This window comes from uncultured Romboutsia sp., from assembly GCF_958366745.1.
In the GTDB taxonomy this organism is placed as follows: domain Bacteria; phylum Bacillota; class Clostridia; order Peptostreptococcales; family Peptostreptococcaceae; genus Romboutsia; species Romboutsia timonensis.
This window is the reverse complement of the sequence record NZ_CATXCO010000090.1, coordinates 1-8,698: the sequence shown is the minus strand read 5'-3', so window position 1 is coordinate 8,698 and position 8,698 is coordinate 1. Positions and strand designations below refer to the sequence as shown.

The window sequence follows — 8,698 nt, the reverse complement described above, 5'->3', positions numbered from 1 at the left end:
AGTTGCTTAGTGATTCATAAGTAATTTGTCTGATTTAAATTGACAATTCAGGTAATAATAAAAATTTAGCTCTTTTAAGTTATATATTTTTTAATATATTCATAATTTTTATTATGTTAAAGTTATTATTAAATATAAAATTAAGAGGGAACAATTAGTTCCCTCTTAATTTTATATTTAATATTTATTTTATCTTAAATGTAGAACATATTGCTTCTGTATATATTTTTGCATCATTACCACTTACTTGTATAGTTTCTGCTGTACATAATTTATTATCATTGTAAGTACATTTCTCAGCAGTACATACTATACAATCACAAGGTCCATCTGCATTAGTATTATTAGTTAAAGTTGAATAATGTTTTTTATCAAGAAAAGATCCACAACAAGTTTCACATGCTTCAGTTGCTCCTTGTCCTCCTACATTTATACGATTTGCATAGCAAACACCATTACTATTGTGAGAACAATTATTAGCATTACAATTTATTTTATTCATATAAATACCTCCTATGTTTTTATATTTATTTAGTAAAATATCTATCTAGTAAACCTTTAAAAGCTCTACCATGTCTAGCTTCATCTTTACACATTTCATGAACAGTATCATGTATTGCATCTAAATTATGTTTTTTAGCTAGTCCTGCTAATTCTTTTTTACCTGAGCAAGCACCAAACTCAGCTTCAACTCTAGCTGATAAGTTTGATTTAGTATCAGGCATAACAACCTCACCTAACATTTCTGCAAATTTTGCAGCATGTTCTGCTTCTTCATATGCTATTCTTGTATAAGCTTCTGCGACTTCTGGATATCCTTCTCTGTCAGCTTGGCGAGCCATAGCTAAATACATCCCAACTTCAGTACATTCTCCTACAAAGTTTGCTCTTAAGCCTTCTATTATATCTTTATCTATATCTCTTGCTACTCCAATTCTATGTTCATCTGCCCATTGCATTTCACCTTGAACTTCTTCAAACTTATCTGCTCCTACTTTACAAATAGGACAGACTTCTGGTGGTGCATCACCTTCATGTATATATCCACAAACTGTACATATGTATTTTTTCATAAAATCACCTCAAATAATATGTTTATTTATACATAGTTATTATTAGTATAAATAAAATTTCTATTCACAGTTTTTATTAAAGTAGTTTATATCTATATAATATTTATTTCTATTCATATTACATTTAATGATTAAAATACTACTAAGATTTTCATATTAAACTAAATATTTATTACATTTATCGAATAATTTATACTATTATTATTAGTAAATACAATAAAGCATAAGGGGGAAATTATTATGTCTAGAGTTGAATCATTAAAATTATTTGGTGATATTAGTAAAATATCTGATAAATATAAATCTTGGCATCTTAAGGATGATGAGAATGAAATAAAGGATAATAGAAAATTAAAAACACTATTAAACTACCATAATTCTAGGTTTGATCATATAAAAGAAAAATATGATTTTTTATCTTATCAAACTAAAAATGAACTAAAAAATAAAAGTAAAGATGAGTTACATAAAATATTAAATGAGTTTAATAATTTTTCTTATAAGAAGTTTTCATCTCTAAAAAATAGTAATATTGAGTCTACTACAGTTAAAGCTGTTATGTTTGCAACAATAGATGAGCTATCTCTTATAAATGAATCTATAAGAAAAAAAGACTATTTAGAAAATAAGAATTTATATTTTAATATATATGAAAATGTAGCTTTAAATGCATTTATAACATTTTTATCATTAAGAGATATGAATATAATAAAACAAGAAGATTTAAACGATTTATCACAGGCTATATTTACCCAAATTCAATCCATAGCTATTTCTTCTATATAAAAAATTCGCTTCGCTCATGTCGCCAACGACTTCGTCCGTTGCTCAAAATCTTTTTTACGCTCAAAACCAGTTGATTGATATTACTTACATTCAGAAGTTATCCACATTTTTAAAATATTATAATATCCTTAAGCGTAAAAAAGTTCTAGGATAATCTCCTAGAACTTTTCTTTACTTTTTCTTAAATAGATTTTCTATCTTTTTTCCAAAAGAGCTCTTTTTTTCATGAACTTCTTCACCACATTCTGCAGCAAATTGTCTTAAAAGATCTTTTTGCTTTTCATTTAGTTTCTTAGGTGTATCAACTATAACTTTTACATATTGATCTCCTCTAGAGTTTCCTCTAAGTTTTGGAATTCCTTTTTCTCTTAATCTAAATACAGTTCCTGTTTGAGTTCCTTCTGGGATAGTATATTTAACCTTACCATCTAAAGTTGGAACTTCTATTTCATCACCTAATGCAGCTTGGCTAAATGTTATAGGCATTTCAAAGTATATGTCAAATCCATCTCTAGTAAATAATGAATGAGGTTTTACATTTACAACTATATATAAATCTCCTCTTGGACCACCCTTACTTCCAACTTCACCTTGTCCTCCTAGTTTGATCATTTGACCATCATCAATACCTGCTGGTATATCTACTTCTATAGTTTTTACCTTTCTAACGCTTCCTTTACCTGAACACTTAGGACATGGGGTTTCTAAAACTTCTCCATCTCCACCACAAGTTGAACAAGTTCTTGAACTTGCTATATTACCAAATGGAGTTCTTTGTACTGTTCTAACTTCCCCTTGACCATGACATGTAGGACAAGTTTTTTTAGATGTTCCAGGTTTTGCTCCACTACCATGACATTCACTACATTCTTCACTTCTATTTACTTTTATAGATGCTTTTTTACCAAATGCTGCTTCTTCAAAGCTTATATTTACAGTTTGTCTTATATCCTCTCCACGTTCTGGACCTCTTCTTCTAGGTCTTGAGCCACCGCCAAAACCTCCTCCAAATATATCTCCGAATATATCTCCAAACATATCTTCAAATCCGCCACCGCTAAAACCTTGGCCTCCGAATCCACCAAAGCCTCCTTGGCCATTTACACCTTCATGTCCAAATTGGTCATAGTTTTGTCTTTTAGTTGCATCTGATAGTACTTCATATGCTTCATTTACTTCTTTGAATTTTTCTTCTGCTTCTTTATTATCTGGATTTCTATCTGGATGGTATTTCATAGCTAGCTTTCTATATGCCTTTTTTATCGCTTGTTCATCAGCATTTTTGTCTACACCTAATACCTCATAATAATCTCTTTTAGTACTCAATTTTGTCACCACCTTAAATTTACAAAAACTCGCTTCGCTCATATCGCCAACGATATATCCTTGTTCCCACCACTGATATATCCGTTGCTTAAACAAAAACATAGCTTGTAGAATATCAATACTACAAGCTATTATCATTATTTTAAGCATTCAATTTCATTATTAATGATACAATGCTTATGAAAAGATACTCTTTTCTTATATATTAATTATATACAAATATGTCTATATTTGTAACCTATTTTTCATCATTTACTTCTGTAAAATCAGCATCAACTATATTATCATCTTGTGGTCCAGCTTGTTCTTGACCAGCATTTGCTTGTTGTTCAGCTTGAGCTTGTTGATACATTTGCTCAGATATCTTATGGAACTTGTTCATTACTTCGTCCATAGCTTTTTTGATTTCTTCAGCAGTAGCACTTTCTTTTTCTTTAACAGCTTTTAATTCAGCTATTGCAGATTCTATTTGAGATTTATCATCAGCACTTACTTTATCACCAAGTTCATTTAATGTTTTTTCTGTTTGGTATATAGTAGAATCAGCTTGATTTAATGCTTCTATTCTATCTTTCTTTTGTTTATCAGCTTCTGCATTCATTTCAGCTTCTTTTACTTTTCTTTCTATTTCTTCTTCACTTTAGTTAGTTCCTGAAGTTATAGTTACTTTTTGTTCTTTTCCAGTTCCTAAATCTTTAGCAGTAACATGAACTATACCGTTAGCATCTATATCGAAAGTAACTTCTATTTGAGGTATTCCTCTTGGTGCTGGTGGTATATCAGTTAATTGGAATCTACCTAAAGTTGTATTGTCATAAGACATACTTCTTTCACCTTGAAGTACATGTATATCAACAGCAGTTTGGTTATCTGCAGCAGTTGAGAATACTTGTGATTTCTTAGTTGGTATTGTTGTATTTCTTTCTATTATCTTAGTCATTACGTTACCCATAGTTTCTATACCTAAAGATAATGGAGTAACATCAAGAAGTAATAAGTCATTAACTTCTCCAGTTAAAACACCAGCTTGTATAGCAGCACCTGCAGCAACACATTCATCTGGGTTTATACCTTTGTGTGGTTCTTTTCCTATAAACTTCTTAACAGCTTCTTGAACAGCTGGTATTCTTGTTGATCCACCAACTAATAATACATCATCTATATCAGATGTAGAAAGACCAGCATCTTGTAATGCTCTTCTTGTTGGTTCCATAGTTTTTTCTACTAAATGAGCAGTTAACTCATCAAATTTAGCTCTAGTTATATCTATTGTTAAGTGTTTTGGACCTTCAGCAGTAGCTGTTATGAAAGGTAAGTTTACGTTAGTTGTCATTGTTGATGATAACTCTTTCTTAGCCTTTTCAGCAGCTTCTTTTAATCTTTGAAGAGCCATCTTATCATTTCTTAAGTCAACACCTTCAGTTTTCTTGAATTCTTCAGCTAAGTAATCTATTAATACTTGGTCAAAGTCATCTCCACCAAGTCTGTTGTTACCTGCAGTAGCTAAAACTTCAAATGTTCCATCTCCTATTTCAAGTATAGAAACGTCGAATGTTCCTCCACCTAAGTCAAATACTAATACTTTCTTTTCTTGATCTAATTTATCTAAACCATAAGCAAGAGCTGCTGCTGTTGGTTCATTTATTATTCTCTTAACATCAAGACCAGCTATTCTACCTGCATCTTTAGTTGCTTGTCTTTGAGCATCTGTAAAGTATGCTGGAACTGTTATAACAGCTTCTTTAACTGGTTGACCTAAGTAAGCTTCTGCATCAGCTTTTAATTTTTGTAAAGTTATAGCTGATATTTCTTGTGGAGTATATGCTTTACCATCTATATCAACTTTGTAATCTGTTCCCATGTGAGTTTTTATAGATATTATTGTTCTATCTGCATTTGTAACTGCTTGTCTTTTTGCAGGTTCTCCTACTATTCTATCACCATCTTTAGTGAAAGCTACTACTGATGGAGTAGTTCTCATACCTTCTGCATTTGTTATTACTTGTGGTTCTCCACCTTCAAGTACTGCAACACAAGAGTTAGTTGTTCCTAAATCTATTCCTATTACTTTTGACATAATACTTTTCCTCCTATATCTATATATAAATCTATTAATTAATTGATTTATTTGCTTTTATAAATTTTTATTACTTAATTTTTAATTAAGCAAAATTTTATATTTAATCTTCATTAAAATGAAGTTTTAGGTTTAATTAACAAGAAACCTTAACCATACTTGCTCTTAATACTTTATTTCCTAGTTTATATCCTTTTTGAAGTACCATAACAACTTTATTTGGCTCAACTCCATCTACACTCTCTTGCATTACTGCTAAATGTAAGTTAGGATCAAAATCAGCATCTTGTGCTTCAATTTCTTCCACACCAAACTTTGTTATCATATCTTTTAATTGCTTATAAACTAGCTCTACACCTTTAAACATAGTATCTTCTTTATCTGTGCAAGCTTCTAATGCTCTTTCCATACTATCTATAACAGGTATTAATTCATTTAATATTTTTTCATTAGCAAATATACCTATAGTTTCTTTTTCTTGTTGAGTTCTTCTTCTATAGTTTGCATATTCTGCTTGAAGTCTTTTATATTGATCATTAAGAGCATCCATTTCATCTCTTAATTTTTTTTCTTCAAGTTTATCTTCTATATCAACTACATTCTCTTGATTCTCTTCAGTAGTTTCTTCATTCTCAACTACTTCTTCTTGAGCATCATCTTTAACTATTTCTTCTTCTAAGACAGTATCCTTATGTTCCAATACACTGCACCCCTCAATTTATTTTTTATTAAATAATAAATTAATATAATTTACTATTGCATAAATCCTTGCATAATCCATTCTTGTTGGACCTATAAAGCTTATCTTTCCTACTAAGTCCTTATCAATATTGTATGTTGCTGTAACTATACTACAATCTTTAGCTAATTCAAGATCGTTATCACTACCTATTATTATATTTACATTATCCTTTTGTATTCCTTTTGATTTTAACATACTATCTATTGTCTCTTTTTTTTCTATCATATTTAAAAAAGATTTAGCTTTTATTATGTCATTAAATTCTGGATAATTAAATATATTAGTTGCTCCATTTAAAGAAAATACAGCTTCTTCTTCAGACATATTATAGTTAAGAGCATCTATAAGTCCATCTATTAAATTAGAATATTCACCTATTTCATACTTTATAAATGCAATTAATCTTTCATCTATCTCTACTATACTTTTACCTAATACTTTTCTAGTTAGATTGTCAGAAATTATATTTAATTTGGATTGATCTAGATAAATATCACTAGTTAAATCTGCCTTTTTAATATCACCGTTATTAGTTACAACAATAAGTAGTATTTTATTCTCATCTATACTTACTAATTGTATGTGCTTTATAACATTTTTATGGTTTAAACTTTTAGCTACAGCTACTGTTGTATAATTAGTTAACTGAGATAATAACTTTGATGTTTCTTGAATTAAGTCTTTTATATGGCTTACATTATTTTGTATGCAATCTTGAATAAGTTTTTTTTCTTCATTACTTAATTCACTTTTACCCATAAGCATATCTACATATAACTTATATCCTTTTTCTGACGGAACTCTTCCTGCAGAAGTATGGGGCTGTATAAGATATCCTAACTCTTCCAAATCAGCCATTTCATTTCTTATAGTAGCAGCACTAATTCCTAAATCATGTTTTTTAGATATTGTTCTAGATCCTACCGCTTCGGCAGTTTCTATATAATCTTTAACTATAGCTTTGAGGATATTTAGTTTTCTTTCGTTTAGTTTCATTTCATGCCTCCTCGCTGTTAGCACTCATTAAATCCGAGTGCTAACAAGATTATATATATTATATATCATTATTTTTTAGCATTGTCAATAGTTTTTGACTAATCTATAAATTCTATAAATACTGTATTAGATAATTCTCTTCCTCTTTGTGTTAAAGCTATATTATTATTTTGCTCTATAATTAAGTTTAAATTCTTTAATTTGTCTAAAATATTATTATATTTATGCTTAAAATTCACATTAAACTTTTCATAAAATTCATCCAAATTAATACCCTCGTTCATTCTAAGCCCCATAAATATAAATTCTTCCATTTCATCTTTTTTACTTAATACATTTTTTTCTTCTATCGGTTTTTTATTATACTCTAAACATTTATTATACTCTTTTATATCACAAATATTACTATATCTATAATTATTTATATAACCTGATGCTCCTGGCCCTAAGCCCAAATAGTTATCACATTTCCAATATACTATATTATGTTTGCATTCATATCCTTCTTTTGCATAATTAGATATTTCATATTGATGATATCCGTTCTTATATAATGTATCTATCGTATAGTTATATATACTTATATCAACTTCTTCATCATTAAGTTCAAATTCTTTATTTAGATACATATCGTAAAACTTAGTTCCCTCTTCTAATATAAGTGAGTAAGCAGATATATGTGACGGATTTAAATTTATTATTTTATTTAAAGTCTCTTTCCATTCATCAAATGATTGATTTGGAAGTGAATACATTAGGTCAACATTTATATTATCTATTCCTACCTCTATTGCATCCTTATAATTTTTTTCAAATTGTTCATATGTATGTATTCTACCTATATACTTTAAATGATGGTCTTGAGTGACTTGAAGTCCCATACTTAACCTATTTATACCTAATGATTTTATAGCCTTTAATTTTACTTTATTTAAAGTTCCTGGATTACATTCCATAGTTATTTCAGCATCTCTTTTTATATTAAAATTACTATATATATTTTCCATAAGAATAGTTAACTCCTCAGGAGTTAGGATACTAGGAGTACCTCCACCTAAAAATACACTAGTAAATTCTTTGTTTTTAAATTCTTCTTTATATAATTCCATTTCTTTTTTAATGCTTATTAAGTAGTCTTTTTTCTGATTTTTCTCTTCTATTTTGTAAGAGTTAAAATCACAATAGTTACATTTTTGAGCACAAAATGGAACATGTACATATAATCCTAACATTTATTTCTCCTTATCCATTTATTCTCTTATATTATACCAATATTTTTATTTTTTACACTTCTTATATTCTTCAAATGTATAAATTATAAGCACTATTTTAAATAATTTAATCAAAAAGTCTTTAAGTTTATGTATTAATATAAGATACTTAAACATTTAACCGCTTATATTCTTATTAGTATTCATTTATCCTATGTCTATTATTATAAAGAAAGTTAAAAAGTATTTTGAAATATAGATATCATTATAAATAGTGAACCAATATAAAATGAAAGTTACAATTTTAATATATCTGGAACAGTTTATAGTAAGTTGTAAAAGTAACCATACCTTAGAGCCCAATATATTGAAATTTCTACTGTATAGTTGTTTTATGCCATATTTATAACGAAGATAGCTAAGATATCCTAATTTTTATAATAAAAATCAAGAAAAGGAATTTGCATAAATCTACAAATTCCTTTTC

General features: G+C 28.4%; 7 protein-coding genes and 1 pseudogene. 1 reads left to right on the top strand and 7 read right to left on the bottom strand.

The genetic code is table 11. The features are described 5' to 3' along the window. Nucleotides 1-184: 184 nt before the first annotated feature. On the bottom strand, nt 185-502 hold the full coding sequence (locus Q5F54_RS07475) for a DUF1540 domain-containing protein (protein WP_071121219.1): 318 nt from the start codon (nt 500-502) through the stop codon (nt 185-187). A gap of 25 nt (nt 503-527) precedes the next feature. Beyond that, complete coding sequence (locus Q5F54_RS07470) at nt 528-1,073, bottom strand: NADH peroxidase (protein ID WP_281537317.1); 546 nt, start codon at nt 1,071-1,073, stop codon at nt 528-530. A 240-nt stretch (nt 1,074-1,313) separates the two neighbouring features. Here Q5F54_RS07470 and Q5F54_RS07465 point away from each other — a divergent pair, with 240 nt between their 5' ends. Beyond that, the gene (locus Q5F54_RS07465) at nt 1,314-1,859 is read left to right on the top strand and encodes a hypothetical protein (protein WP_071121221.1); all 546 of its coding nucleotides are present in this window, start codon (nt 1,314-1,316) and stop codon (nt 1,857-1,859) included. A gap of 171 nt (nt 1,860-2,030) precedes the next feature. Here Q5F54_RS07465 and dnaJ read toward each other — a convergent pair whose 3' ends face one another. From dnaJ to hemW, 5 genes and pseudogenes are all read right to left on the bottom strand, one after another. After that, nucleotides 2,031-3,185, bottom strand: a complete 1,155-nt coding sequence (gene dnaJ, locus Q5F54_RS07460; protein ID WP_143023213.1) for a molecular chaperone DnaJ — start codon at nt 3,183-3,185, stop codon at nt 2,031-2,033. 238 nt (nt 3,186-3,423) lie between these two features. Next, a pseudogene (gene dnaK, locus Q5F54_RS07455) lies at nt 3,424-5,262 on the bottom strand (molecular chaperone DnaK). A gap of 136 nt (nt 5,263-5,398) precedes the next feature. Continuing rightward, complete coding sequence (gene grpE / locus Q5F54_RS07450; protein ID WP_071121224.1) at nt 5,399-5,962, bottom strand: nucleotide exchange factor GrpE; 564 nt, start codon at nt 5,960-5,962, stop codon at nt 5,399-5,401. A gap of 18 nt (nt 5,963-5,980) precedes the next feature. Then, the gene (hrcA, locus tag Q5F54_RS07445) at nt 5,981-7,000 is read right to left on the bottom strand and encodes a heat-inducible transcriptional repressor HrcA (RefSeq protein WP_302334171.1); all 1,020 of its coding nucleotides are present in this window, start codon (nt 6,998-7,000) and stop codon (nt 5,981-5,983) included. 98 nt (nt 7,001-7,098) lie between these two features. Continuing rightward, complete coding sequence (hemW, locus tag Q5F54_RS07440; RefSeq protein ID WP_277231684.1) at nt 7,099-8,232, bottom strand: radical SAM family heme chaperone HemW; 1,134 nt, start codon at nt 8,230-8,232, stop codon at nt 7,099-7,101. Nucleotides 8,233-8,698 lie beyond the last annotated feature (466 nt).